The following is a 26,687-nucleotide window of genomic DNA, read 5'->3' as shown; positions in this document are numbered from 1 at the left end:
GTAATATTGCTCTGAAATAACTGAATTTGATATGGCAAGCACTACACATCAGCCCAAAACAGGGGTTTTGATTGTTAACTTAGGTACTCCTGACAACCCTAAAACTCCAGCAGTGCGCAGGTATTTGCGTGAATTTTTGATGGATGGAAGGGTGATTGATATTCCTTATATTCCTCGTTTCTTATTGGTCAATGGTATTATCTCTACCTTTAGGGCACCCAAATCTGCCAAAGAATACCAAAAGCTATGGACTGAAGAAGGTTCTCCCATCAAGATTTATGGCTTTGAAGTAGAAAAGCTACTCCAGGAGGCTTTAGGTGATAACTTTATTGTAAGCCTTGGCATGCGTTACCAAAATCCCAGTGTACAAGTGGCGTTGGATAGACTCAAAAATAAAGGCCTTGAACGTATCATTGTAATTCCTTTGTTTCCTCAATACGCTTCTGCTACTTCTGGCTCAGTGCACCAAAAAGTAATGGAGTTGGTAAAAAAATGGCAAATTGTGCCTGACATTCATTTTGTACAAAGCTTTTTTGACTATCCTGAGTTTGTGCATGCTTTTGCCGAAATAGGAAAAAAATACTTGAAAGAAGCTGAGTATGATCATGTGCTATTTAGTTATCATGGCTTACCTGAAAGACAAATTCGTAAAGGTGATCATACAGGTAGTTGTTTGAAAGAGGCGGCAGCCAACCCTTACCTTGAGGGGCAAGCCAATTGTTGCGCTACTTTACATAGCCATAACCGTGGTTGTTATAGAGCACAATGCTTTGCTACTACCCGCCTACTGGCTCAGGCACTGGAGCTCAAAGATGATCAAGTGACTACTTGTTTTCAGTCTCGCTTAGGGCGCGACCCATGGCTCAAGCCTTATACCGAAGATACTATTAAAGAATTGGCTCAAAAAGGAAAAAAAAGAGTATTGGCTTTTTCCCCGGCATTTGTTGCCGATTGTCTGGAAACAACCATTGAAGTAGGAGAAGAATATAAAGAAGTGTTTGAAGAAGCAGGTGGTGAACATTGGCAATTGGTTGAAAGCCTCAATAGCAATCCTCTCTGGATAGGTTGCCTCAAAGCAATTGTTTTGCAAAATGCCCAGCTTCAACCCAAAGTATTAGAAAGCAGAAGCACCACAGTAGAAGAATAAATTTATTTTTATCCGATATAAGCTCTGGTATAAGTCAGGGCTTTTTTTATGCATATACAAATTCTTCCTCAATAAATGCAACCTTTCCCTTCCTAAAGATATCTTATAAGCAGACAACATAACCCATTATTATACTCATGAGAAAACCGTTATTATTTACACTTACATTTGCTTTGATTACTCTAGTGTGTCAAGCACAAAAAACCGATTACTCATTTAAAGAAACTTATCCTGTTTCCAATGCTCCTAAGGTAAGTCTTTACACCTCTGATGGAGATGTAAAGGTGCATGCATCAAGTAACAATCAAGTACAAATTTTCTATACTGCCCGACGTCATAATCGAACCTTGAAAATATCTAAGGCTGAGCTAGAGAAAGAGTTTGATTTTATTGTCACACACTCACAAAATAACCTGGAGGTGAAGATTAAAGAAAAGAAACGTATGAGAAACTATGGCAACTCCATTAATATTCACCTTGAGGTATATGTTCCTACCCAAACTGCCTGTAACTTACATTCTTCGGATGGCAATATTATGATCAAAGGTTTGACAAACCGTCAAAGTCTACGTACCAGTGACGGAGATATTAAAATTATGCAAGTCAAAGGTGATATCATTGCCCGTACTTCTGATGGTAACATTACTTTTGAGGATGTGGCGGGTTCGATAGATTTAACCACTTCTGATGGAAGTATTCATGGAAATCTTACAGAACTAAAAAATAGCCTCAAGGCACGAACCAGTGATGGTAATATTAGAATCGCCTTGCCCAAACAACAAGGTTTAGACTTAGATATCCGAGGAGAATCATTGAATATTCCTTTACAAAACTTTAGCGGAAAAGCCACTAAAAAGCGTATCAATGGAAAAATGAACGGTGGAGGGAAGCTTATACAAATGAGGACTTCTGACGGACGCATAAAATTGGATATGTAAACATTACAATTATACTCATTTAAAAACCGTCTGCCTAAAGCATCAAACAGACGGTTTTGCTTTCATCACCTACCACCTAATAAGCTCATACAACTGCTCAATCATGGTAGTAATACGGTTGTGCATTTCACTATTAATATTACCCATCATTACTAAATGCATTTCCACTCCATCTAACAAATAATAAATATGTCTGGCTAGAGCCTCCGCATCTAAATGCTGCTTAATCTCTCCTTTATTTTGAGCTATTTTAATAATGTTTGCCCAGTTTTTGGTTTCTTGGACCACTTGTTTTTTCAACTCTTCGCGGGTCTCAGGGAAGTACTGTATGGTTTGAAAGACCAGCATAAAATAGTTTGCATCTAAGTCTTCCAACTCAGTGTGAGTCAACATCTTATCCATTACTTGTTGCTTATGGACAAGGTATGACTGAAAGTTTTCCATAAACGGCTGCTCTGCCATTACTCCCATATCGAGGGATTCATCCATCATAGAAAAGAAAAACTTATGTGCTGTAGCAAGAAATATTTCTTCTTTATTTTTAAAATGGTGGTATAACCCTCCCCTACTCACTTGGGCATTTTCCTGTAACTCCTGCATTGTTACTTCGCGGTAGCTTTTTTGCAAAAAAAGCCGGAAGGCTGTATTTAAAATATGTGTTTTGGTTTGCTCTGCTTTATTCACTCTTCTCTGTTATTTCATACAAAAAGCCGATTATTCGACATCTATCAAATAAAGGTAGGAAGTTTTACCTCAAAGCGAAATTTCCAGCACATAAGCTTATCCTTAATATACGGTGTTTACAGTTAAAAACAGTCGACAAAAAAAGGTTGAGACATTGCCTCAACCTTGTATATTTTTAATATTTATAAAGTCAGCTTTTATGTTTGACCTTCTTTATCAGCAGCATCCGGTTCATAGCCTATTCCTGAGAACAGGTGCAACATCAAAATTCTTGAGTAACGAAATGAGGAGGGAAAAGTAAGCAATACTACTACTATCACTACCATCACATATACCCAGACTTCTGGGTTATTGCCCAACAAATAAGTTGCTAAACCACATATAATAAAAGTAGCCACTGAAAATGCGTAACTAATGTACATAGCCCCAAAGAAAAAACCTGGTTCTACCTCAAACCTTACCCCACAAACTGGGCAACACTTGTGCATTTCACTGAATTTGTTGAGTCTGGCCCAAGGATATTGAAAGACATTGCCTTTACGACATTTAGGACATTTACACTGAGTAATTGCCTGAAATTTGGATACGTTTTGCATCACGACGTTTTTTACTGTGTTTATACCAAAAGTAAGCTATGCCCCCCAAAACCAAGTAGGGAAAAGCAGCCAGGTATAGTATACCAGCATTCAGCCCTGCTCCAATACCTGCTCCTTCGCTCATACTACTCTCAACAGTTGCCTGACACATAGCACATTGGGCTGCCGCTTTTTGGGTAACGAAAATAATTTGAATAGAAAATAAGGCAAGTAAAGTCAGTAATTTTTTCATATTTATATCAATTACGCTGGATAATAAGGGCTAATCATTAAATAAACCAATACCCCAGTAAACGCTACATAAGCCCATACGGGGAATGTCCACTTCACTATTTTTTTATGACGATCAATTTGCTTGGTAATAGCAAAGTATATGGCAAACAGCGCTAAAGGCACCACAAACAGAGATAAACCAATGTGGGTAATGAGTATTACAAAGTAAAAGTACCGAATTGCTCCTTGTCCACCAAAGGGCACTTCATGCCCCTGTGAATGGTATATTACATAAGATACCAAAAACAATGATGACAACACAAAAGCAGTCATCATAAACATTCGATGGTATTGTTCTTTCTTGTTTTTGATAGAAAAGAAACCACCTAGCAAACATATAAAAGTAGCAGAATTTAATATGGCGTTCAAGTGGGGCAAAAAAGAAACATTCAAGTTACCTAAACCACCCATTTTTCGCTGTAGATAAAATAGTACTGCCACTACCAGTGGAATCAGTATTGATACTGTCCAGATAACAGGCATAAAACGCTTGTTTTTTTCAGCAATCAACGCGTTAGTCATATTTATATATTTATTAAATCATCAATCAATCTTTATACTCCTGAAGTAATACTTTAATCTCTAAGATTAACTTGTCTACCTCGTCTCGGCTAACCCCATTGTAATACCCTCTTATTCTGCCCTTATGGTCTACCAATATCAGTCTTGAACTGTGGAAATAGTCAGGGGTTACCTCTTGCCCTTCGTCTCCTACAGGAATTTTGAACCCTTTGACCCCTAAGTTATATATTTCGTGTTTATTCCCCGTCAGAAAGTGCCACTGTCCAGAGATTGCCTTATATTGATCGGCGTAGTTTTTCAATACTTCTACCGAATCATGTTCAGGGTCAATCGAAAAAGAGAGAATATTTATCTCTTTATTGTCTTTAAATGCATTCTGCACTCGGGTAAGTTGCGAGGTCATTTTAGGGCAAATACTACCACAACGTGTAAAGAAGAAATCAGCCACATATATTTTGCCTTTTACATCTTTGTTAGACACCTCTTTGTTGTTCTGATTAGTAAACTTGAACGGTGTAATGGTATGGTATATAGAGTCAACTTTCCATTGACCGTTTACTTTTACAGAATCTACCCCCTGTGGATAAAATATAGTCAACTTATACTTGTTCTCACCGAATGTTCGCAAGACAGAAACAAAAAACTGGTAATACCAATAGAACTATTAGTAAACCAGTTTGTTAAATTTCGCATATATTAAATCTTTGAGTTTAGTTATTCAAATACGAAAACCGTTCATTAACTCAAATGTTTAAAGGCGTAAGGTAAATACAGATTCACCCTCAACCATCATTGCAAGAATAAACCAGGCAACAAAGATCATTGGGAGAATGATGCTCCAAGCCAAGAATTTTACTTCATGCCCTAAGTGCATAAACTCAGCCACAATATAAAATGCTTTTACAATTGTCAAGATTACAAACACTCCCACTCTCCACATAGAAGGAGGAAATACAAATGCAATCACAAATTCTAAAGCTGTAAGGCCTAACAGTATCCAGAAAACCTTCCAAATTTGTTTGGTTTTAGCCTTTGGAATCTCACCAGTAGATGTCTCGTGAACGTTTGACATAATATCTATATATTTAAAATCTTTTTTTATTTCCTACTTTATTTAAAACACTGTTAAACAAGGTAAAAGAATGTAAATACGAATACCCATACTAAGTCTACAAAGTGCCAGTATAAACCAACCTTTTCGACCATTTCGTAGTCATTTTTACGGGCATAGATACCCATTACAGTATTATAAAAGATAATAATGTTGATAATCACTCCACTCAATACGTGTGTTCCGTGAAAACCTGTGATAAAAAAGAACAGGTTAGCAAAAGTCGTAGGACCATATTGGTTTTCAGATAAGCCTGCTCCGTAGATAACTTCACCGAGGTTTCTTCCATCCCCGGAAGTCCGCAGCGCTCCCCCACCGTCGGTACCGACTATAAAGTGAGCCCACTCCCAGGCTTGGCTACCCAGAAACACAATTCCTCCGAGAATCGTCCAGAGCATCCATTTTTCTACATCTCGCTGGTCTCGCCTATGACCAGCCTCCACCGCCAGAACCATTGTCACACTACTCATAATGAGAATAAAGGTCATGATACCCACAAAGACCAATGGAAGCGACTTTCCGTGTAAGAAAGGAACAGCCTCAAATACTTTTTCAGGTACTGGCCAATATTTTTGGGAAAAATAAAATTCTCCTTTTTTGGTTACTGCTACACCGTTTTCCATTACAACGTGGGCAGTTGGAACATTGAGCCCATATTGTTCTACTTGATATGTTTGCTCGTAGCTATAACCCTCATGGCTATAACGGATCATACCATAAGAGATCAGTAATGCAGAAAATGTAAACGCATCGGAAAGGAGGAAAAACCACATCATCAGTTTTCCATAACGAACACCTCCAAGTGGGCGATTACCCCCACCCCAGTCAATCCCTTTTTTCTTCTCGTCTGCTGTTGCGACTGTTGCCATAATTTTCTCGTGTGATTATTAAACTTCTTTTAGTGATTCAATAATAAAAAGCCAAACAAATATAGCCAAAGAATGTCTAAAAAGTGCCAATATGTAGCACACATTTCTATTCTGGCCAATCTTTTGGAATGTATTTTTAATCTAAAGGTTGATACTAATACTATAGCTAAAAAGACAATCCCGCTTATCAAGTGAACCGCGTGTAAACCTGTAATTACATACAGGAATGATCCGGCAGGGTTAGATTGCTCACCAGCAAACCATACGCTTGAGGCTACTAAATCTTTCCAGGCATACAATTGCCCCACTAAAAATGCGAAACCTAAAAGAGAAGTAATGACTACCGCTATTTTAAGCAAATCTATGTTATCTTTTTTCGCTAAAATTAAAGACCAATGCATAGAAGCACTGCTCATTAATATAATGATGGTATTTACCCAAAATAGATTCGGCAAATCAAACTCTAACCAGTTACCTTCGGCTCTACGTACTATATAAGCACTGGTAAATGCCGCAAATAACATGATTATAGAAACAATAAACAACCACAATGCAAACTTTTGAGGGTGCATTGATAGTGTCTCTTGTGGTTCTTCTATAAAATCGGCTTTATTATCCAATGTGTTTCCTGCTATCATATCTTATCAATCAAAAATGCAATTTGTACAACGGGAAGGTAAATAAACGACCCGAACATAATGCGTTTAGCCTGTTGTTTTGCTAGTTCTGCATCCCCTTTTGATGAACATATCTTTAATAACTGTAATGCAGGCACTAAAAATAAAATGCCGCACCCAGTTGCTATAACTCCTGCTGTTAAACCTGTAATACCTACTTGTGTGGGTAACAACCCCATAGGAATCAGGAACATTGTGTAAACAGCTATTTGAAATGCAGTGCTTACATCTTTGCCTTTTTTGGAGGGTAACAGTTTGAACCCTGCTTTCTTGTAGTCATCGTCCAGTACCCAAGCAATTGCCCAAAAATGAGGGAATTGCCAAATGAACTGAAACGCAAAAATAATAATGGCTTCATAACTAATGCGTCCAGTTGCCGCCACCCAACCCAACATAGGAGGTAGAGCTCCGGGGATAGCTCCCACAAATACAGCTATAGAACCTACTCTTTTAAGTGGTGTATATACAAAGCCATATAGCAACATTGAAACAAATGCTAAGGCAGTAGTTAGTATATTGGTATAGCTAAGCAACAAAAACAAGCCGCCTATTCCAGTAATAATTGTATAGAAAATGGCCTCGTTTACTGTTACTCTACCTGAGGGGATTGGTCTGTTTTGAGTCCGGTCCATCATTCGATCCAAATCTTTTTCTATGATTTGGTTGATCATAATAGATGCTCCTGACACCAAAAAACCTCCCATTGACAAGCTAATAAAGGTTGCCCAGTTGATGGTTCCTTCGAATGCCAACAGGTACCCAAATGCTGCCGAAAAAGCTACAAGAAATGATAATCTCGGCTTTAATAGCTCAGTATAGGTTTTAAATTTTACCAATACTGAGGTTGATGTATTAATGTTTGTCTCAGTTGTTATCATTGCGAAATTAGTTGCTCTTGAGAAAGTTCTCCCAACGAATTTACTCCCTTCTTCACAAAAACTCTCTCATAATTAATCGCCAGCAATAAGAAAAATTGAATGCCTAGCACTAGTGAACCCAACAATAAATGAATGGGCTGCAAGAATGCAGGTATCCCGAAATAAGCCATTGCTATTCCAGTAGCGACTTCACTAATTATTATCAAAAACAGGTATATTGTATATTTAAATACAAAATGATTTCTTTCTTTAAGTTGTGTATAAAGTAAATAAACCAAATACACGTGGGTTAGAAACACTAACCAAGAAAATGAGCGATGGATGTAAAATGTCATCCCTAAGTTATCTACCCATAAACCTCGCTGAGCTTCTCCCATATTTCGGGCAATCAAATCTATTGCCTCTCTCACTTGTGTCCCCAGCACTACTTGTATAAAAGACAAAACCAAACTTAAGATAATGACTTGGTTGATTCGTTTTTTATTTGCTATAGGAGTAGTTTTCCAAACTACTTTAAATCCTCTAATAATGGTGTATATTAACAAAAACACAATGGCAAGTGCCAAAACCATGTGAATGGTGATCATAGAAACTGCTAAATCAGTAGCGACTACTTTTGCACCTATCCACCCCTGAAATCCTACCAGCAACACACTTGCAAAGCTCAAAAAAACAATGCCTCGATCTAATTTCCAATAAGTAAAGGAAGCGATGAAAGTTGCAAATATAAGTAATCCGATCAATGCTCCAATCAATCGATTAATATATTCTATCCAGGTCTTTATAGGGTTAAAATCTGCAATTTCTTTTCCCTGTACTTTGAATTTTTCTTTATAATTTTTTGGGAGTTGGGATACCTCAGTAGGAGGTATCCAACTTCCAAAACACTTTGGCCAGTCAGGGCACCCCATGCCAGCGCCAGTGGTTCTGACGATGCCCCCAACGGCAATCAAAAAGTATACAGCAACAATAGTTACAATTCCCAGTTTCCTGAAAACCTTATGTGTGTTTTTATTGCTCATTTATCGTTATTTCATCCTCATTATTCCCTCCACGCTCCAACATTTCTTTCTCGTGTGGCAAGTTAGAATGTGGTGTTTGAGATAATGGAATATGTTGAGGAATAAAATCTCCAAATCCGTCTTCTTCTGAGTTTGGTTTACTGTAATCGTAAGGCCAACGGTATACCTGAGGAATCTCTCCTGGCCAGTTCCCATGTCCAGGGTTTACAGGAGTAGTCCATTCAAGTGTAGTTGATCCCCAAGGATTTTCAGAGGCTTTTCTACCTCGGAAAATGCTATATATAAAGTTGAATACAAATACAAACTGAGAGAATACAGTAATGATTGCTGCAATACTAATGAAAGCATTCAAATCAGTAAATGATTTTGTAAAGTCAAAGTTAGTAAAAGCATAATAACGACGAGGGAAACCTGCAATACCGATGTAGTGCATCGGGAAAAACACAAGGTAGGCACCTACAAATGTAAACCAAAAGTGGATATACCCCAGCTTTTCGTCCATCATTCGCCCAAACATTTTTGGGAACCAGTGATACACACCTGCCATCATTCCAAAGAAAGAAGCACTACCCATTACAAGGTGAAAGTGAGCTACTACATAGTAGGTATCGTGCAACTGAATATCCATTGCGTTGTTTCCAAGTATAATACCTGTAACCCCACCCGAGATAAACATTGATACCAGTCCAATAGAGAACATCATGGCTGGGGTAAAAATGATATTACCTCTCCATAATGTAGTAATATAGTTAAATGATTTTACTGCTGATGGTACTGCAATAATTAATGTAAGGAACATAAATACAGACCCTAAGAATGGGTTCATACCAGTCACAAACATATGGTGTGCCCATACAATAAATGATAGGACAGCAATACCTAAAATAGAACCAATCATTGCTTTGTAGCCAAAAATAGGCTTGCGGGCATTGGTTGCTATTACTTCAGAAGTAATACCCAGTGCAGGGATCAATACAATGTATACTTCGGGGTGTCCTAAGAACCAGAACAAGTGCTGGAATAGTACAGGACTACCTCCTTGGTGGTGCAAAGCTTCGCCTGCTATATATATTTCAGACAAGAAGAAACTTGTCCCTAAACTTCTGTCAAAAATCAACAGCAATGCTGCTGAGAATAACACAGGGAATGACAACAGACCAATGATAGCTGTAATAAAGAAAGCCCATATAGTCAGCGGCAAACGAGTAAAAGACATTCCTTTTACTCTTAGGTTAATTACAGTGGTTATATAGTTTATACCTCCTAATAATACTGAGATAATAAACAAAGCCATGCTGATTAACCACATTGTCATACCTGCACCTGAGCCTGACATTGCCTGAGGCAAAGCACTTAGTGGTGGGTAAATAACCCAACTACCAGAAGCTGGTCCTGTTTCTAAAAAGATAGAAGCAAACATAATTACACTTGATCCAAAGAAGAACCAATATGAAAGCATGTTCATAAAACCTGACGCCATGTCACGGGCACCAATCTGCAAAGGAATAAGGAAGTTACTAAAAGTACCACTCAGACCTGCAGTCAATACAAAGAATACCATAATGGTTCCGTGCATTGTAACCAAAGCAAGATAAAACTCTGGTTCTAGCTTTCCTGCTTCTGTAATCCATCCACCCAAAATAGGGCGAAGAAACTCCATGCTCATCTCTGGAAAACCAAGCTGTAAACGGAAAACAAGTGACATAAGTCCTCCTATTACCGCCCAGAAGATTCCAGTAAATAAAAATTGTTTTGCGATAACCTTGTGATCTTCGCTAAAAATATACTTTGAAATAAAGCTTTGGTCATGGTGATGGTCGTGGTCGTGTCCATGATCATGAGCGTGATCGTGACCTACCTCCTTGATTGCATCACCTTGATTATGATTATCTGCCATAATAGTCAATTCGCTTTTTAATGTTTACAAGTCTAGTCAATTTTAGCGTGCGCTGTTTTTTCTTCCTGCTTTTTGCTGGCAAAATTCTTTTTCTTGCGCAGCCATTTTAAATCTCTCCCTTTATACTCAGGGTTATCCTTGAGGAAAGGAGATTGAGATGCGTACCATTTCTTATACTCAGCTTCTTCAACAACCTCTACCAACAAGCGCATACTGTAGTGCCCCTTTCCGCAAATCTCTGTACAAGCAATCTCGTAGTTAAATTTAGGGTTGCCTAATTCAGATCGCATTTGTGCAGTTGTTTTAGTTGGGGTAAAATGAAACTGGGTGGGCATCCCTGGTACAGCATCCATTTTTAAGCGAAAATGGGGTGCAAAAACACTGTGCAACACATCTTTAGCTCTAATCTTAAAAAGAATTGGACGATTTACAGGTAATACAAGCTTACCACTCACAAAGTCATCGTTTGCATCTTTGTGTCCAAAGTCGATGCCTAATTCATTGGTGGCATCAATCAAACGATAGTCATAATTACCCATTTTCTTATCCTTGCCAGGATAACGGGTTTTCCAGGCAAATTGCTGCCCTACTATTTCTACAACTTCAGCATCTTTTGGAACTTCTCCCATAATGTCCCACCACACTTTATTACCATAAAATACCAATACAGTAAGTATGATAGCAGGAGTAATTGTCCAAGCTATTTCCAGTTTATGATTTTCAGGGAAAAACGATGCCTTGTTCTCTTTTTTGTACCGATAACGGAAAGCAAAGTAAAACAACGCTGCGTTAGTAATCACAAACATTATTAAGATAACTACAGTAGAAGACCAAAACAAACTATCTGTTTGTTGTCCGTGTATAGAGGATGCTTCAGGTAAAAAATTCTTGGCAGCCTCTCCTGAATACCAAATTGCTGCGATTACGCCTATTAGGGGGAAAATCCACATCAAGTTAGCATTCAGATTGTTAAATCCGTCTACTTTTTCTTTATGCTCGCCTTTTGCAACAGATACTAACCTTTGGATTCTGAAAAGCATTAACAGAATCACGAAAATTAATACGATTGCAAGACCCAATATCAAGTTAGCCATAAGATCAATCTATTATTTATCTGTTTGGTTCTATAAAAATTCGTTTAAGGTAAATGTTTAAATATTGTGGTGCAAACTTTCCTCAATCATTGGGTGGTTTTTAGGGATAATGTTAGCCTTCGCCAAAGCAGCAGCTGTTACCCAAATAAAACCCGCAATAAATAAGATTACCGTACCTATTTCCACCAATCCAATACCACTATGTTTACCTACTGTACCTGGCATAATCATCATATAAAAATCTAACCAGTGACCAAAGATAACCCCAACAGCCGCAATCTTTACAAGTAAAGTTTTTCTTTTGGCTGCTCTTGGCATTAAGAACAAGAACGGGAAGGCAAAGTTGATAATGATATTAAAGAAGAACAAGAATTTGAAATCTTCCATCCTGTGGAGGAAGTACACAGTTTCTTCAGGAATGTTGGCGTAATAGATCAACAAGAACTGAGCAAACCATATATATGTCCAAAAAATACTAAATGCAAAGATAAATTTACCTAAATCATGAATGTGATTTTCATTTACATACTTGAAGTACCCATGGTCTTTAAGCACCACTACATACAGCGCCATAGCTGCCAAGCCTGTAACAAACCAACTGGCAAATGTATACCAGCCAAACATTGTACTGAACCAGTGTGCATCGATTGACATCACCCAGTCCCAAGCAGCAGTAGAGGTTGTAATGGCAAATATCACGATAAAGATTGCTGCATAAACACCACTTTTCTTATGAAAAACAGGGTTTTTAGTGTAAGCATAAAAATCGTTTACCTCATCTTCTTTCAAAGACATTTTGCGTAATAACACGTATAAAACGTACCATAAAACAAAATATAAAACGGTTCTTATTACGAAGAAAGGTGTATTCAAATACCCTTCTTTGCCTGCAATGATTTTATCATATTTAGGGCTATTAGGGTCAAATAACTCGTGGTGAGTCCAGTGAAAAAGGTCATGACCACCTAGGGCAAATACTGCCAATAGGATCACACCGGTAATTGGCAAGAATTTACCAAAAGTTTCGGGAATCCTTTTAATCATTGTTGGCCATCCAGAAAGTGCCAGGTAGTTGAATGCAACAAAGAAAACCCCTACCAGAGCAATGCCAGTAAAAAATACACTGTCATGCCAAAGTACAGCATACAGGCGTTTGGTCCAGTGGAAAGCACCGTGTCCACCTTCGTCTCCACCACCTCCGGCACCATGTCCTTCGGGAGCGTGACCTCCACCGTGATGTTCGCCACCAAGCCCTATGCCTTGCGTCCATAAAATAATCCCCACTATCAGCAAAGCAGCTCCAACTACTATAGCAGTCATCAGCTGTTTACGCAGTTTCGGGGTAAATTCAAAATTCTTTTCCTGCGACAAGTCTGAAAGCGTAATATGTTTGTCTCCAGCCATAATATTATAGATTCTTTTAAGCTTTTCTTCTGTTTATTATGATGACACTGCTATTAATGTCCTTTATTTTCAGGTTCAGTTTTCTTAGCCTCTTTTTTAGCAGTACTATCTGTTTTTGTATCCTCGTCTGTCTTTGCCTTTGGAGCTTTGTCGTCAGAGCGATTATTAGCAACTGCTTCGTGCAAACGTCCTTGCAACTTATGAACATAATAAGCGATTTTCCAACGTTCTTCAGGAGTCACAATTTGCTTGTGAGGCCACATACGCCCTTTACCGTGTGTAATCACGTGGAAGATATGCCCACTAGTATTTGTTTTTTGGGCACCAGCTGTGAGATTTGCCACCCCTTTGTACTGATCGTTGACTTTTCCATCGCCTTTACCAGTAGCACCATGACAGTGCTGGCAATAACGCTCGTACAAAGGCTGGCACTCTTCGAGTACATATTTATCAATAGCCGCAGAATCTTTAGGCAAAGCCAAAGGATTGCTTACTTTTGATGCCATTTTCAAACCTTCTTCGCCTGCTGGGAAATTGTAAACCAACAATGCGCTTCTTTCTCCCTTATCATTCTCTACTGTCATGTTATAGTGTCCTTTACGAGCCACAGTTCCTTCAGGTGGCTTGCGCAAGTTCATTCCAGTAGGGTTCAAAGGATTTTTCTTCACCTGTGTATATGGCTCATAAGGAATAGACACATACATTTGAGGCGCATATTCTGTTCCTGGACTGTTGGGGTTTCGAGAGCAAGAGCTCAAGACCATCACAGTCAGGACTAACATCAACGGTATATATTTTTTTGATCTAAGTAACATCTTTGCAATTTTTTAAAGTAGAAATATTCACTAATTATCTGCCATTTATACTTTTATAAATCCACTTCTTTGGGTTCTTCGGTCACACCATTTTGTTTCAAAATAGCCACAATGTCTTCTTTTGAGTGTTTGGTGTTTTTGTCCAAGTTAATCGCCATTACGTGTTTGTCATCTGTACTTCGAGGATCAAACATTATAGCTTTTTTACCAGGACCAAGCCCACGAGATACCAGAAATGTACCTACCATACCCAATGCAGAGATTAATACTGTAGATTCAAATGTAACTGGAACAAAGTTAGGTGCAGGTAAAAAATCTTTACCCCCAATATCCATTGGCCAGTCAAAGCCCAGCATATAGCTAATCATTGTAATTGCCAGGGTAGTACCAGTAGCTCCAAAAAGGAAAGCTGCTTTACCTAGTCTTGTTCTTTTATAACCCAGGTAAGTATCCAGGTGGTGAACTGGATAAGGAGTATATACATCGTGGATTTGCACACCTTCTGCACGTATTTTTTTTACCGCAGGCAACAAAACATCTTCGTCGTCAAATACCCCTACTATATATTTTTTAGTTTCTGCCATATCTTTAATCAATCGTAAGATTTAGTATTTTGGATCTTTTGAATAATTATGACTCACTTATTATTTATCATCACCCTGATGTGTATCACTTGCTACACTCTCAGCAGAACGCGCCTGAACTTTCTCAAGAGTAGTTTGAGAAGTAGACTTTAGTACTGCTTTTACCTCTGCCATATTAATTACCGGCAAAAATTTAGCGAACAAGAAAAACAAAGTAAAGAATAAACCGAAAGTGAATATATAATCTCCTAAATCTACCCAGGTTGGATAGAACATAGCCCAGCTTGAGGGCAAGTAATCTCTGTGCAAAGAAGTCACAATAATTACAAATCGCTCAAACCACATACCTATGTTTACCACAATAGACAGGATAAATGTAACATAAATGTTACGACGAAGTGATCTAAACCAGAAAAATTGAGGAGAAAGTACGTTACAACTCATCATGGCAGCATACGCCCACCAGTAAGGTCCAAAAGCACGGTTAATAAATGCATAAGACTCATACTCTACCCCTGAGTACCAAGCAATAAAAAACTCAGTCAGGTAAGCAATACCTACTATAGAACCTGTTAGAACAATTACCTTATTCATAGATTCGATGTGCTCAAGAGTAATATAAGCTTGTAGTTTAAATACGTGGCGAGTAATTAACATCAAGGTAAGTACCATTGCAAAACCTGAGAAGATCGCACCAGCCACAAAGTATGGCGGGAAGATAGTTGTGTGCCATCCAGGAATCAATGAGGTGGCAAAGTCCATACTTACAATGGTGTGTACAGACAGTACCAGCGGAGTAGATAAACCAGCAAGAATCAAAGCTACTTCTTCGTATCGTGCCCAGGTTTTGGCTGAGCCGTCCCAACCAAAACTTAGTATACCATATACAAAAGCTCTAATTTTATCACCACGGGCAATGGCTCTTTCGCGGATAGTTGCTAAATCAGGAATTAATCCTATGTACCAGAATACTACAGATACAGTAAGGTAAGTACTAATTGCAAATACATCCCATACAAGTGGTGAGTTAAAGTTTACCCACAACGATCCATAAGTATTTGGTAAAGGCAATGCCCAATAAGCCATCCAGGCACGTCCCATGTGCATTAAAATAAAACTACCTGCACACAATACCGCAAAAATGGTCATTGCTTCTGCCGCCCGGTTAATAGATGTTCTCCATTTTTGGCGGAATAAAAGCAAAATTGCAGAAATAAGGGTTCCAGCGTGACCAATACCTACCCACCATACGAAGTTGGTAATATCCCACGCCCATCCAACGGTTTTGTTTAGTCCCCATTCTCCGAGACCAAACCACCAAGTGCGGTATAATGTATAACCACCCCAACCTAAGGCTGCTAATGACAACAGCATAGCCAATAACCAGCGGGGGTTTGTAGGTGGAGCCTCCACCTGTCTACAAATATCCTCAGTAATATCGTGATATGTAGTTGCTCGTTTCTGTCCGTTTTCCTCTTTTTTTAATACAAGAGGGGCTCTTACCGGTGATGTTACTTGCATATGTATTTGGCAATTATTAGTTTTTTCAAAATTAAGAGGGAATTGGTCAAAAGACCAATTCCCTAATTATCTATGCTTTTTTCTTTCCTTCTTCAGATTTCTTAATAATATCCTCAACAAGTTCGTTTTCATTGTTGCGAATCTTAGTAAGATAAGAAACTTGTGGGCGAACATTGATGACTTCTAACACGTGGTATGCGCGGGGTTCAGTAATTACCCACACTTTTTCTTTTTCCTTACCACGGGTTTTCTCACGATCCTGAAGGTTTAGGAAGTGTTTATCATGTCCCTGATCTCCTTCTTTTTCCTTTTTATGACCGTGTCCCTTAGTCAGCTCTCCTTCTTTTTCTTGCTCTACTTCTTTGATTTTCAACATTTTAAAGATATTGCTATCTTCGTTGTTCATATCTCCAAAGGTGATGGCCTGAGTAGGGCAAGACTGCGCACAAGCAACGTTGATATCTTTATCAGTTGGGCGACGTTTTTCTTTCTTAGCCTGAAGTTTACCTGCCTGAATACGTTGTACACACATAGAGCATTTTTCCATTACTCCACGAGAGCGTACTGTTACGTCAGGGTTCAATACCATTTTACCTAAGTCACTTGACTGTGAGTAGTTTACTTCTGTAAAACGCTTATCATCAAAATAATTGAACCAGTTGAAACGACGTACTTTATAAGGGCAGTTGTTTGCACAGTAACGAGTACCAAAGCAACGGTTATAAGCCATTTGGTTCAAACCTTCGGTACTATGGGTAGTTGCCAATACCGGACAAACTGTTTCACAAGGTGCATTATTACAATGCTGACACATCATAGGTTGATATACTACCTGAGGATTCTCAGCCGCTTCTTCCATTTTCTGGTAGTCGCTTAGTCCTGGGGTAGTTTTTTCATCCAAAATAAACGATGATGTGTAATAACGGTCAATGCGAATCCAGTGCATTTCACGTCGGTTTAGTACTTCTTGCTTTCCAACCACAGGAACATTGTTCTCTGACTGACAAGCAATAGTACAAGCTCCACAACCAATACAAGAGTTAAGGTCTACAACCATCCCCCATGAGTGGTTTGGATATTTGTGGTTTGACTTCCAAAGTGTCATATCATAGGGCTTTCTTTCTTTGCCTTTGAAGGTCACTTTTGGATAAGTTCTACCAGCGTGGTTCTCTTTTTGATATTCTTTTAAAGTTGCTCCTTGTACAATATCACGCCCCATAATAGTATGGTGTGTTTGTATTTGAGCAATTTCCATTTTCTTTTCTGTCTTAGTAATAGAAACCTTTGGGTTACCCATTACTACTACACCGTTTTTCACTGTGGCAAACGGATAAGCATCTTGTCCACCCCAGGTTTGTTTACCAAAAGCAATCGTTTCAGCTTCACCTTTCCCCACTTTTCCAATCTTGGTGCGTCCATAACCTACCGCAAGCGACACCGTGCCACGAGTTTGTCCTGGTTGTACCAATACTGGAATTTCAATGCTTGCTTTTCCAGCAGTAAGCTTTACAATATCTCCTTGCTTAAGCTTTTGCTCTTTGGCATAAGCTAAAGGAACCGCCAAATAGTTGTCCCAACAAGCACGAGAGATAGGGTCTGCCATTTCTTGCAACCAAGGGTTGTTTGCCTGGTAACCAGAACCAATAGAGATTTTTTCGTACAAAGAAAGCTCTATGTCTTTGCTTGATGCGGTATAGTTACTAGCCACAGCTGACATCGCTGCACTTACATTTCCGCTAAAGTTTACAGATCCTCCTGCAACAATGGTAGGGGTCTCTGTTTGGGTAGAATCGGTAGGTGTTTGAGGTTTTGGAGTAGCTTTCTCAGTTTTTGGTGCTGCCTTTCCAGCAAATACACCGTCGTGCAAAGCATTTGTCCAAAACTTCTCAAAAGAGTTATGCTTACTTTGTTGGCTAAACAAGTTTTTCTTCCAGTAATCACGAACGTAATCATAGAAAGAGGCTTTTTTGCCTGTCCACGCCAACAATGTCTCTTGAGCCGCTCGTGTGCGGAACAAAGGACGAATGGTAGGTTGTTGTACGCTAAACATTCCTTCTACAGGCTCGGCATCACTCCAAGACTCTAAGAAATGATTATCTGGCATTATATAGGTACAAGCAGTGGCTGTTTCATCAGGTTTTGAAGCCAAAGAAACTCTTAATTTTACTTTTGACAAAGCAGCTTTAAGTTCTGCACCACGTGGGTGATTGTATACTGGGTTAGTTCCAAAGAAAATAACACCGTTTACGCTTCCACCTTTTACATCATCAATAAACTTGTTCATTTCTGCATCGTTTCCTTGCTGAAGGTTAGATGCTTTTGACATATCAATGGTTTCTCCGTAATTGCCTAACTTGTTGTTAATGTCATTTACCAAGGTTTGTACTGCTGGATCATTCAACCCACATACAACCAATGATTTGCCTTTATTTGCTTTTAGGTCAGTCGCTGCTTTTTTAATTTTCGCAACAACATCTTTGCTCAACCCTTTGGTATCGCCTCCGCCAGCAACTGCACTATGTAAGGCTGCCACCACTAGACCCAGTTGAGAGGGTTTAGTTGGCACACGGTAATCAGCGTTTGATCCGGTAAGAGATAAACGAGCCTCAAATTGATAGTGGCGTGACATGTCTGTCTTGCCCTGATTCAATTTACGGGTTTTAGCGTATTGGCGGGCGTGCCCTATAGGGTTTACCCAAGTGCCTAAAAAGTCAGCATCAATACTTACTATAGTATTGGCTTTGCTAAAGTCATAATTAGGTACTGCCATTTTGCCAAATGAATCTTTGTTTGCTTTCAAGATTCCGTAAGATGAATTGGTATCATACATTACGTGTTTGGCAGAAGGGTATTTAGCGATGAATTCTTTGATTGCTTCTTTAGTAGAAGGACTGATGATAGAGTGAGAAACTATGCGAATGTTACCGCTTAGTTGCGACATTACTTCTTTATCAATGTCTTCTATCTTTGCTTTTTTACCACTTTTTTGTGGGTCTTGGTAACGAGTGGTGTCGTACAGATCAAGCACTGATGCCTGGATACGAGCTGATGTTCCGCCCATACTTACAGGCGACAAATCATTACCTTCTATTTTTATAGGACGACCTTCGCGGGTTTTCACCACAACGCTGGCGTACTCATTTTCGGCAAAATAAGTAGAAGCATAGAAGTTGGGAACTCCCGGCTCTATGTCTTCTGGTTTGTTAAGGTAAGGGACAATTTTTTTGACTGGAGCTTCACAAGCAGCCAACGAAGCAGCTGCAATGCTGAACCCCATAAGCTTTAAGAAGTCTCTACGTCCGCCAGACATTCCTTCCTCTTCCTTTGTAGGACTTTTTTCGTTGATCGGCAAATACTCAGGAAATTCACTTTCTGCGTTTTTTACAAACTCTGTATCATTAGTGAATTCTTCTATGCCTCTCCAATATCTTTTATTGTTTTCCATAATTTAATGAATCTCTTCCTAAATGAAAATCAAGTTTTTAAGTGTAATTGGGATGTATAAATAAACCTGCTCTTAGTAGTGACACTTACCACATTCAAGCCCACCAATGTTTTCTACAGTGATTGGTTTTTTACTATCTTTCTGATGGATTTCCAGTAGCCTATCATAGTAAGCGTTTTTGGCTTTTCCATCACCCTTGTCTTTTGCACCTTCTACCACAGTTTTGCGGTGACAGTCGATACACCATCCCATAGTAAGTGGAGATTGTTGTTGAACAACTTCCATTTCCTTGATTTCACCATGACAAGTTTCACATTCAATGCCTCCTACAACTGTGTGTTGAGAGTGGTTAAAATAAGCAAAGTCTTGTAAGTTGTGTACACGCACCCATTCTATAGGCTTGTTGTTTTCAATAGCTGCATAGATTTTTTGCATACTTGGCGAACCTTGCTTTACAGCATTGTGACAGTTCATACAAATATTTGCTGAAGGAATACCTGCATTTTTACCTTTTCTTACTCCGGTATGGCAGTATTCGCAACCTATTTCGTATTGACCAGCGTGTAATTTATGTGAGAAAGGGATTGGCTGAGTAGGCGCATATCCTTGTTGTACACCTACCGAAAGTAAGGTGTCTAAACCTGCCTGAGCAAATACCAATAAGAAAATAGCCGCTACTCCTCCAAGCAATGCCGGGTGGCGTAGAACCTTTCCAATGTTGAATTTTTCGTGTAGAATTTCTTTGTCTTCTTCATCCAGTTTACCTTCATTCTCTTGTTGATTGAGGTACCTGCGCAATACCGAAATGATGAGGAAAAGAACCGCTAAGATAAGTATGAGAACAAATACTAATACTCCTAGTACCAGATTGAAGTAGTTAGACTGACCTCCACCTGCATTTGCAGTTGTTTGACCTGGCGTAGTTTGCTCATCTTTATTACCACCAGGCTTATATGCCTGTACATAAGCAAAGATGTTTTTAATTTCTTCGTCGCTTAGGTTAAAGCTCTGCATAGCAGTTTTGTTGTATTTGTTGTACAACTTCACCGCATAAGGGTCGCCGCTTGCAATTACTTTTGCTGAGTTTTTCACCCAAGGGATCAACCATTCCATTGAACGACGATCCATAATCCCTTTTAGACCAGGGCCTACTATCACATCAGCTCCGGGGCTATGACATTGCTGACAATTGTTGTCAAAGAGCGTTTTACCAGCCTCTACATCTCCTCCTCCACCAGTTTTGGTCGAGTCCTGTGCCCATAGAGCACCAGGTATCAACAAAAGCGCAAAAGCCCACACGCTTAAATATTTGAGATAGTTTAGTCGATTTTTTGAAAACATACCTAACTATTAAATCTATTGAGTTTCGCAATTATTCTCTTAAATGTTTTTCCAAAGTTAAGTGACCAAATTCTGTTTTGAATCTCTTGAACCTTTCAGGCAAATAATATAATTATTTTACTACCAGACAATATACTTACTGGGCAATAGTTATTATACTTATTTGCTTGAACAAGCCTCACTTAATTTTGGACACAAATCTAATGTACAAATGGATTGTATCAAAGATTTGTTTTTGAAATTTCCCTACAAAACTTCTGAGGCATGGGTAAACTAAAGGTTTATAAGCAGCTGTTTATCAACACATTACTAAATACAATTGTTAATGTGCTGTTAATTTAGAACTATTATAAATAACTAATTCTTGGCTAAGCTACTATCTTGCCTGTGTTTTGTCCAATAATGTGTTCAGCTAAATTTCAGTAAGATTGAGGTATAATCAAAACAGAGAAAAGGGGAAATGGTTTGAATACAAATGATATGATTTGGTGATTTGAATTTAGGGGGAGTATAGGATTTGATGACACTCATTTTCTGTTTTTGTAATTATTAAATATTACTGGTTAAATACGTAAAAATAAGTGTGAATTGGGGTAAAAAAAAGAGGTCGGAAGCGGATTCGAACCGCTGTACGAGCTTTTGCAGAGCTCTGCCTAGCCACTCGGCCATCCGACCTTTTTAGAAGTGCTTCCCAAAAGGGATTGCAATAGTACGCAATAAGATTTTATGTTCAAAATATTCCCTATATTTTTTAATAGAATTTCATAAAAAAGCTTTGCTCCTTCTTTTGCGAACTATCCAATTAATCCTTCAGTAACTCAAAGGTGGCTGAATATAATAGAACAAAACAAGCCTTGCCTCCGTCTTATTCTATTTAACTAACACAAAAGATCAAACATAATGCAAAGTAAATTTTTTATCTTATTACTATTTAGTATAGTGATCATAAGTTGTGGTACTAAAAACAAGCACACTGAAAACAGCACAAACGAAGATATTGCTACTGAAACAGCCCAAAGCGATGCTGAACCTGTCAACTTATTTGAACACCCAGATTTTGCTAAAAAATTTAATGCTTACATAAATTTTAGCAACCGCTTTCATAAAAGCGCTACCAAAAGCTACGAAAAATATCTCGCTTGGGTAGATAAAGCTAAAGGACCTAAATACGGCAAAAACACTCCACAAACGTTGTATGAGTTGCACGAGAGAAGCCTTGAAAAAGTAGCTAAAGAAGTGGATTTTGACCCTCAAATGAAAGGCATTGATCAACCTATGCGACAAGTTGTTGAAAAAGCTGACGCTTTATATCAGCTGATAAACACTGCTAACGGGTATTATGAAAAGGAAGATTATAAAGATGATGACTTTGCTAAAGGGCAAGTACTGCACCCTCAACTCATGAAAGCCTTTGAAGAGTATTTTGCTGCCTACGAAAAAATAAGCTTGCCATTTCAACAGTTACAAGATGAAACCTTTAGGTTTGATGTAGAAAAATTTAAAGCAAACGGACAGGCTATTCGCTATAATTTAATGATCAACCTCAAAAACGTGGAAGATATAGCCACACTTATTGATAGCCTGGACGGAAGCGACTTAAAAAAGGTTGACATGAAATCTTTAGACGAAAAGATGAAGGCCTTCAAGGAAAGTCATAATAAGCTGGAAAACCTACAAAACGATGAGGCACAACTTGAAAAAGCATTTGGCAATATGGCGGTGTTTAAAAGATCAAATTTGGATAGCTATGTAACCAATGGGGTAGACTTTATTAAAAATATTCGGAATTTAAAAGAAAGAATTAAAACCAATAATTTCAAATATAGCATTGTTCACCCTAGTATTCCTGATAAAGGTTCTCCAGCCAAGCTTTTCGAGTTATATAGCCAAATGGTTAACTTATACAATCGAATGAGTAGATAAAATTAATCTTTTGGGTGTAATCTAAGACAAGCTTTCGTAAAATGCAAAAAGCGTGGCATATTGCTATACCACGCTTTTTATATTTTATAACGAACAGGGATAATTAAGAGGCGTCACCGTCATTACTATCCATTTGCTCTTTTAAAGAAGACAAAGCTTCGATGTCGCCTAAAGTAGTTTTACTTTCAGCCACATCTTTTCCTTTCTTCTTTTTGTTTCCTGTATTGGCAGGAGCCTTTTTCTTTTGTTGCTCTCTCTCTTCCTCAGTTTCGTGAGTTCTTGCGTGAGATAAAACAATTTTCTTTTCGTCCTTAGAAAACTCTAATACGATAAAGTCAAGAGTTTCGCCAACTTCTGGTAAAGAACCATCTGCTTTCTTAAGGTGTTTCACTCCTACTGAACCTTCAATACCATAAGGAAGTTCCAAAATCGCACCTTTCTCGCTGCGAGACAAGATAGTACAAGGATGAACAGATCCGTTGGTAAAGATAGTAGCGAAAGTATCCCAAGGGTTTTCTTCCAACTGCTTGTGTCCAAGTGCCAAACGTTTGTTGTCTACGTCTAACTCAAGTACTACTACTTCTAACTCATCGTTTACTTTTACGAACTCAGAAGGGTGTTTCACCTTTTTAGTCCAAGACAAGTCAGATACGTGTACAAGCCCGTCAATACCTTCTTCAAGTTCGATGAACAAACCGAAGCTAGTTAGGTTACGAACGATACCTTTGTGCTTAGTACCAATCGCATAACGATCCAATACATCTTGTTTAGTCCAAGGGTCATCGGTCAATTGCTTGATACCTAGTGACATTTTACGCTCTTCGCGGTCTAAAGTCAATACAACGGCTTCAAGCTCATCACTTACTTTGATGAAATCCTGAGGATTGCGCAAGTGCTGAGACCAAGACATTTCTGAAACGTGGATCAAACCTTCTACACCAGGAATTACTTCCAAGAAAGCACCATAATCAGCTACATTTACAATGCGGCCTTTTACTTTTGTACCCACCTGAATTTCTTCTGGCAATGATTCCCAAGGATGAGGAGTAAGTTGTTTCATACCAAGAGAAATACGTTTTTTCTCATCGTCGAAATCCAACACTACTACATTCACTTTTTGATCAAGGTTTAATACTTCTTCTGGGTGGCTGATGCGTCCCCAGGAGATGTCAGTAATATGGAGTAATCCATCTACACCACCTAAATCTATAAATACCCCAAAGTTAGTCATGTTCTTGATAACACCTTCAAGTACCTGACCTTTTTCAAGGTTGTTCAAAATACGTGCTTTCTGCTCTTCGAGGTCTTTCTCAATAAGTACTTTATGTGAAACTACTACGTTATCGTTTGCGTAGTTAATTTTCACAACTTTTACTTCCATCTTCTTACCTACGTAGATGTCAAAATCACGGATTGGCTTCACGTCAATTTGTGATCCAGGCAAGAACGCTTCTATACCATAAATGTCTACAATCAAACCACCTTTGGTACGACGTTTTACAATACCTTCGATGATGGTATCTTCGTCCAAAGCCGCTTGAATTTTTTTCCAGGCAGTCAAAATTTTCGCTTTCTTTCTCGAAAGGATCAACTGTCCGTTAGCATCTTCCTGGTTTTCGATAAAAACCTCAACTTCATCACCAGACTTTAAATCAGGCATATCACGGAATTCCGACAAAGGAACTAATCCATCTGATTTAAAACCTATGTTTAAGATGACTTCTCTATCAACAATTTTTACAACAGTACCCGTTACTACTTCTTTTTCTTGTACTTGAGTAAGGGTTTCATCGTACATTTTTTCGAGCTCTGCTCGCTTTTCTTCTGAATAACCTAATCCGAAACTTTTAGTTTCTACATTATCCCAATCAAATTCTTCTGGAGAATTACCCATATTTTTGAATTATGGCTCTGTCATACATCTGCTCATAGAGCCATTGAGAGCAGATTTTAAGGTTTAACAATAAAATAAAAAATGCATTTCTGTTTAGCAAAAATGTTTCTAAAAAAACACCTGTGCTAAACAGAAATGCAAAGTTATAAAGAAAATCAACAACTATTAAACTTGTTGATTAATAAATTTTAAATCTTTTTCCTAAATATTGCTTCCACTCTTCATCTATGGCGCCAGAGAAATCTCTCAGGAACATAATAAATGAAGGTTTGAAAGGAGGTCTTTTAAGAGGCATGCTTGCTTCTTCAGGAGTTAAATCTCCCTTTTTTGAGTTACAACCTTTACAAGCTGTGGCGAGGTTGTCCCAAGTAGAACGTCCCCCTCGCGATTTAGGAATTACGTGGTCCAGCGTGAGGTCATAAGGCGACCCACAGTATTGACACACATTGCCATCTCGTTTAAAAATGTTTTGACGACTCAGCATCACTCCTCTATATGGAAGATTTACATATCGAAACAAACGAATAATAGATGGCATTGGATAAGTACTGGACACTGTACGCAGTGGCTGATCTTCATTTTCAGAAATCATCTCAGCCTTTTTCAAATAAACCAATATAAACGCCTTCTGTACCGTACATATTGTCAGTGCAGTGTAGTCTTGGTTTAAAATAAGAACCTTTCTTCCATTGAGACTCATCTTCCCTTGAATTTAATTTTTGGTAATAAATTGTGAACAAAGCACTCTGCTTTGGGTTGGTTTTGTAATGTGTTATGAAGTAGCACAACGTTCAAACATCTGGTTACCATCACTCTTTCAAGACAAGTCGCTCTAATAGCTCCTTAAATTACTTCAAAAACACGTGTATTTAAATTAACATTTACACATATTACACATGTTATGCTCCAAATAGCGACAAAATTATGATATATAACTCATAAAACCAAAATCAATTTGTCACTTTCAGCTCAGCTTAAAATTATATTTGTTCAATAAACCAGCGTAAAAGTAACTGTGATACGCTCATCATCTTATTTAAATCTAATTTACCAATGCTGCCAACCATTAGAGTTGAACCAGCCTTTGTTTCCCTATACGCCATCCATCTATGGAATGATCTGTTTTATAGAATGTGTGTAATGAGTATATTGTTTTTCATTTGCATTGTAAATACCCTTGCTGTCTAATATATCTATGCGTACACAATCATACGCATGTAACACCCACTGGTAAGGTTGCTTGGTTGCAGGATTGACTTCCAACTTTTGCCCTTCCAATATTGTGACAGTTTCTTCCATTTTTTGGGCAATTGCAGGAAAAGTTTTATATATGTCACTGATTATTAAAACAATACCTACGTGAATAATATTGTCTTTACGGGCAAAAAATACCAAATCTCCCGTTTTGGCTTCCGTCAGACGCGCTACTTTGGCACCAAATGCTGCTTGTTGATAAGCATCTCGTGGCAAAAAATATCCTCCTGCCTTGTATACCAATTGTGTCAAACCTGAACAATCTATGCCAAATATAGACTTACCACCCCAGAGATAAGGAGTACCTAAAAAAATAAAAGCTATCCATATTATTTGATGCTTGTCTACCTTATTTCGGGTATCCCTTATTTTGGCATTGTAGCACATTGTCTCCTCCCAATACAATTCACCTTTGGTATAAGTAGGTAAGGTAGAACCAAAAGACAAGGTATTTGTATAAACCGACTTGGTCAATAAAGCAAAGGCCTGGTCAACCATCAAATGTTGGGCTTGCTTTGCTTTTTGATAAAAAGCCTCAGACACTTCTTGCCAGCGACTGATGTCTACCCACCCACTGTATTCATCATAGTCGGCAATGATCCATACAAACTTATGATCTGCACTTACTTTGGTTACCTGGAATGTTTCGCCAAAAAGCAATTGGGTTACCTGCTCACTTTTGCTGGCAGGTGCTGCTCTTACCGGGATAATACCCAGATGGCATATTCCAAACTTATGTGTATATGTACTTTGTTCTGTCACAGGCAAAAAAAAATGTTGTCTGAAATCAGACAACAT

24 protein-coding genes and 1 tRNA gene are annotated in these 26,687 nt (G+C 38.5%); 3 read left to right on the top strand and 22 right to left on the bottom strand.

Going from position 1 to position 26,687, the window contains the following annotated elements:
• Positions 1 to 31: 31 nt before the first annotated feature.
• Both hemH and M23134_RS14410 read left to right on the top strand, forming a co-directional pair.
• A complete protein-coding gene (gene hemH, locus M23134_RS14415) occupies positions 32 to 1,147 on the top strand; it encodes a ferrochelatase (protein WP_002697306.1) in 1,116 nt (371 codons plus the stop codon).
• Positions 1,148 to 1,284: 137 nt separating this feature from the next.
• The gene (locus M23134_RS14410; protein WP_002697305.1) at positions 1,285 to 2,085 is read left to right on the top strand and encodes a DUF4097 family beta strand repeat-containing protein; all 801 of its coding nucleotides are present in this window, start codon (positions 1,285 to 1,287) and stop codon (positions 2,083 to 2,085) included.
• A gap of 69 nt (positions 2,086 to 2,154) precedes the next feature.
• Here M23134_RS14410 and M23134_RS14405 read toward each other — a convergent pair whose 3' ends face one another.
• The 19 genes from M23134_RS14405 to M23134_RS14315 all read right to left on the bottom strand — a co-directional run bounded on the left by M23134_RS14405 (position 2,155) and on the right by M23134_RS14315 (position 21,493).
• On the bottom strand, positions 2,155 to 2,769 hold the full coding sequence (locus M23134_RS14405) for a TetR/AcrR family transcriptional regulator (RefSeq protein ID WP_002697304.1): 615 nt from the start codon (positions 2,767 to 2,769) through the stop codon (positions 2,155 to 2,157).
• Positions 2,770 to 2,966: 197 nt separating this feature from the next.
• The gene (locus M23134_RS14400; protein WP_002697302.1) at positions 2,967 to 3,257 is read right to left on the bottom strand and encodes a DUF983 domain-containing protein; all 291 of its coding nucleotides are present in this window, start codon (positions 3,255 to 3,257) and stop codon (positions 2,967 to 2,969) included.
• Between the two features lie 67 nt (positions 3,258 to 3,324).
• Positions 3,325 to 3,597 carry a hypothetical protein gene (locus tag M23134_RS14395; RefSeq protein WP_002697300.1) on the bottom strand — a complete coding sequence of 91 codons (273 nt, stop codon included), beginning with the start codon at positions 3,595 to 3,597 and terminating at the stop codon, positions 3,325 to 3,327.
• An 11-nt stretch (positions 3,598 to 3,608) separates the two neighbouring features.
• Complete coding sequence (locus M23134_RS14390) at positions 3,609 to 4,160, bottom strand: DUF420 domain-containing protein (RefSeq protein ID WP_002697298.1); 552 nt, start codon at positions 4,158 to 4,160, stop codon at positions 3,609 to 3,611.
• Positions 4,161 to 4,185: 25 nt separating this feature from the next.
• Positions 4,186 to 4,758 carry an SCO family protein gene (locus M23134_RS14385; protein WP_002697297.1) on the bottom strand — a complete coding sequence of 191 codons (573 nt, stop codon included), beginning with the start codon at positions 4,756 to 4,758 and terminating at the stop codon, positions 4,186 to 4,188.
• Between the two features lie 153 nt (positions 4,759 to 4,911).
• On the bottom strand, positions 4,912 to 5,232 hold the full coding sequence (locus tag M23134_RS14380) for a cytochrome C oxidase subunit IV family protein (RefSeq protein ID WP_045113584.1): 321 nt from the start codon (positions 5,230 to 5,232) through the stop codon (positions 4,912 to 4,914).
• 53 nt (positions 5,233 to 5,285) lie between these two features.
• Positions 5,286 to 6,140, bottom strand: a complete 855-nt coding sequence (locus M23134_RS14375; RefSeq protein WP_002697295.1) for a cytochrome c oxidase subunit 3 — start codon at positions 6,138 to 6,140, stop codon at positions 5,286 to 5,288.
• A gap of 29 nt (positions 6,141 to 6,169) precedes the next feature.
• On the bottom strand, positions 6,170 to 6,778 hold the full coding sequence (locus M23134_RS14370; RefSeq protein ID WP_002697294.1) for a cytochrome c oxidase subunit 3: 609 nt from the start codon (positions 6,776 to 6,778) through the stop codon (positions 6,170 to 6,172).
• The gene (gene cyoE / locus M23134_RS14365) at positions 6,775 to 7,695 is read right to left on the bottom strand and encodes a heme o synthase (RefSeq protein WP_002697292.1); all 921 of its coding nucleotides are present in this window, start codon (positions 7,693 to 7,695) and stop codon (positions 6,775 to 6,777) included. Before cyoE ends, M23134_RS14370 begins: the two co-directional genes overlap by 4 nt.
• Positions 7,692 to 8,717, bottom strand: a complete 1,026-nt coding sequence (locus M23134_RS14360) for a COX15/CtaA family protein (protein ID WP_002697290.1) — start codon at positions 8,715 to 8,717, stop codon at positions 7,692 to 7,694. The genes cyoE and M23134_RS14360 overlap by 4 nt, the downstream gene beginning before the upstream one ends.
• Positions 8,707 to 10,614: a cytochrome c oxidase subunit I gene (locus M23134_RS14355; RefSeq protein WP_002697288.1), complete on the bottom strand. Its 1,908-nt coding sequence runs from the start codon at positions 10,612 to 10,614 to the stop codon at positions 8,707 to 8,709. The genes M23134_RS14360 and M23134_RS14355 overlap by 11 nt, the downstream gene beginning before the upstream one ends.
• Positions 10,615 to 10,646: 32 nt before the next feature.
• Positions 10,647 to 11,708, bottom strand: a complete 1,062-nt coding sequence (locus tag M23134_RS14350) for a cytochrome c oxidase subunit II (RefSeq protein WP_045113583.1) — start codon at positions 11,706 to 11,708, stop codon at positions 10,647 to 10,649.
• A 57-nt stretch (positions 11,709 to 11,765) separates the two neighbouring features.
• Positions 11,766 to 13,112 (bottom strand): hypothetical protein, encoded by a 1,347-nt coding sequence (locus tag M23134_RS14345; RefSeq protein ID WP_002697284.1) that lies wholly within the window; start codon positions 13,110 to 13,112, stop codon positions 11,766 to 11,768.
• Between the two features lie 53 nt (positions 13,113 to 13,165).
• Positions 13,166 to 13,927, bottom strand: coding sequence for a c-type cytochrome (locus M23134_RS14340; RefSeq protein ID WP_157558485.1), 762 nt, complete (start codon positions 13,925 to 13,927; stop codon positions 13,166 to 13,168).
• 53 nt (positions 13,928 to 13,980) lie between these two features.
• Positions 13,981 to 14,511, bottom strand: coding sequence for a DUF3341 domain-containing protein (locus M23134_RS14335; protein WP_002697282.1), 531 nt, complete (start codon positions 14,509 to 14,511; stop codon positions 13,981 to 13,983).
• Between the two features lie 60 nt (positions 14,512 to 14,571).
• Complete coding sequence (gene nrfD / locus M23134_RS14330; RefSeq protein ID WP_045113582.1) at positions 14,572 to 16,032, bottom strand: NrfD/PsrC family molybdoenzyme membrane anchor subunit; 1,461 nt, start codon at positions 16,030 to 16,032, stop codon at positions 14,572 to 14,574.
• Between the two features lie 70 nt (positions 16,033 to 16,102).
• Positions 16,103 to 19,477: a TAT-variant-translocated molybdopterin oxidoreductase gene (locus M23134_RS14325; protein WP_002697278.1), complete on the bottom strand. Its 3,375-nt coding sequence runs from the start codon at positions 19,475 to 19,477 to the stop codon at positions 16,103 to 16,105.
• 72 nt (positions 19,478 to 19,549) lie between these two features.
• Complete coding sequence (locus M23134_RS14320) at positions 19,550 to 20,818, bottom strand: cytochrome c3 family protein (protein ID WP_002697277.1); 1,269 nt, start codon at positions 20,816 to 20,818, stop codon at positions 19,550 to 19,552.
• A 604-nt stretch (positions 20,819 to 21,422) separates the two neighbouring features.
• Positions 21,423 to 21,493 (bottom strand) — tRNA-Cys (locus tag M23134_RS14315).
• Positions 21,494 to 21,718: 225 nt separating this feature from the next.
• Here M23134_RS14315 and M23134_RS14310 point away from each other — a divergent pair.
• Positions 21,719 to 22,741, top strand: a complete 1,023-nt coding sequence (locus tag M23134_RS14310) for a DUF3829 domain-containing protein (protein ID WP_002697273.1) — start codon at positions 21,719 to 21,721, stop codon at positions 22,739 to 22,741.
• 103 nt (positions 22,742 to 22,844) lie between these two features.
• Here M23134_RS14310 and rpsA read toward each other — a convergent pair whose 3' ends face one another.
• The 3 genes from rpsA to M23134_RS14295 form a co-directional block, all read right to left on the bottom strand.
• Complete coding sequence (rpsA, locus tag M23134_RS14305; protein ID WP_002697271.1) at positions 22,845 to 24,635, bottom strand: 30S ribosomal protein S1; 1,791 nt, start codon at positions 24,633 to 24,635, stop codon at positions 22,845 to 22,847.
• A 178-nt stretch (positions 24,636 to 24,813) separates the two neighbouring features.
• The gene (locus M23134_RS14300; protein WP_002697270.1) at positions 24,814 to 25,335 is read right to left on the bottom strand and encodes an HNH endonuclease; all 522 of its coding nucleotides are present in this window, start codon (positions 25,333 to 25,335) and stop codon (positions 24,814 to 24,816) included.
• A gap of 407 nt (positions 25,336 to 25,742) precedes the next feature.
• On the bottom strand, positions 25,743 to 26,687 hold the full coding sequence (locus tag M23134_RS14295; RefSeq protein WP_002697268.1) for a C40 family peptidase: 945 nt from the start codon (positions 26,685 to 26,687) through the stop codon (positions 25,743 to 25,745).

Source organism: Microscilla marina ATCC 23134 (assembly GCF_000169175.1).
Taxonomy (GTDB): Bacteria; Bacteroidota; Bacteroidia; order Cytophagales; family Microscillaceae; genus Microscilla; species Microscilla marina.
This window is presented reverse-complemented; position numbering and strand designations above follow the sequence as displayed.